1 pseudogene is annotated in these 1,076 nt (G+C 78.2%); it reads right to left on the bottom strand.

The window, feature by feature from the left end:
• Positions 1 to 1,076 (bottom strand): annotated as a pseudogene (locus ABD308_RS35450) (LuxR family transcriptional regulator); the annotation flags it as partial.

Raw genomic sequence — 1,076 nt, 5'->3', positions numbered from 1 at the left:
CCCCGACGCCGCCGGCCGCCCGCAGCGCCACGGTCACCTGAGACTCCCGCTGCCCGTACCGGGCGGCGACCTCGAACTCCTCCCGGGCCAGGGTCAGCCGGCCCCGCCCGGCCGCCAGCCGCCCGAACAGCAGCGAGCGCTCGGCCCCGGCCATCGCCAGGTCGTCGAACTCCGCGCCCAGCGCGGCGAACCGCTGCTCCACCCCGTCCCAGCGCCCGGCCAGCATGTCCAGCCGGATCAGCGCCAGTCGGCTGTAGCACTCCAGGTACGGGATGGCCGTCAGCCGGGCCAGCCGCCGGCTCTCCGTCAGCAGGTCCGCGGCCCGGGTGTCGTAGCCCAGCTCGATGGCGATCTCACCCGTGTTGTACAGCGCCCGGGTGGTCTGCCGCATCACCTCCGGACGCTCCGAGGCGCGCGGCAGGTCGTCCAGCCGGCCCCAGACGCCGGGATCGCCGGCCCGGGCCTGGAAGGTCAGCGCGGTGGCCCGCACGGCGGCGGCGACGTCCTCGTCCGGGTGGTCCGCCAGCAGCCGCTCCGCCCGGTCGAGCCACTCCCAGGCGTGCCGGCCCGCGCCGTCGCGCTCGTCCATGGCGACGGCCACCATGGCCCGGGCCGCCCGGACCGGGCGCTCCTCCAACTCGTCCACGGACTCCCGGATCCGGCCGAACCCGACCCGGTTGCCGCTGTGCACGGCGGTCAGCAGACCGAGCGCCAGCCGGATCTCACCGCGGTCGGCGACCGGCAGCCGGGGGTCGGCGACCATCTCGCTCAGCACCTGCACGCTGGCCGCCGGGTCGACGTCGTCGGCCGCGAGCCTGGCCAGCGCCAGGGCGGCCCGGCCGCGCCGGGGCGGGTCGAGGTCGGGCTCGTCCAGCAGGCCGCGCAGCATCCGGCGGGCACCGCCCGGGTCGCCGAGCGCCACGGCCTGGTCGGCGGCGGCCTGGGCGAGGTCCTGCCAGGCCGCGCGGTCGCCCATGGCCAGGGTGTGCTCGGCGATCCGGGCCAGCGGCCGGGGACAGCGGGTCTCCAGCGCGGCGACCGCCCCGGAGAGCGCCGGCTGGCTCGTCCCGGTGGCC

Origin of the sequence: Kitasatospora putterlickiae (assembly GCF_039527695.1) — a bacterium.
Lineage (GTDB): Bacteria > Actinomycetota > Actinomycetes > Streptomycetales > Streptomycetaceae > Kitasatospora > Kitasatospora putterlickiae.
The sequence above is the reverse complement of the archived record's forward strand: the minus strand, read 5'-3'. Positions and strand labels throughout refer to the sequence as shown.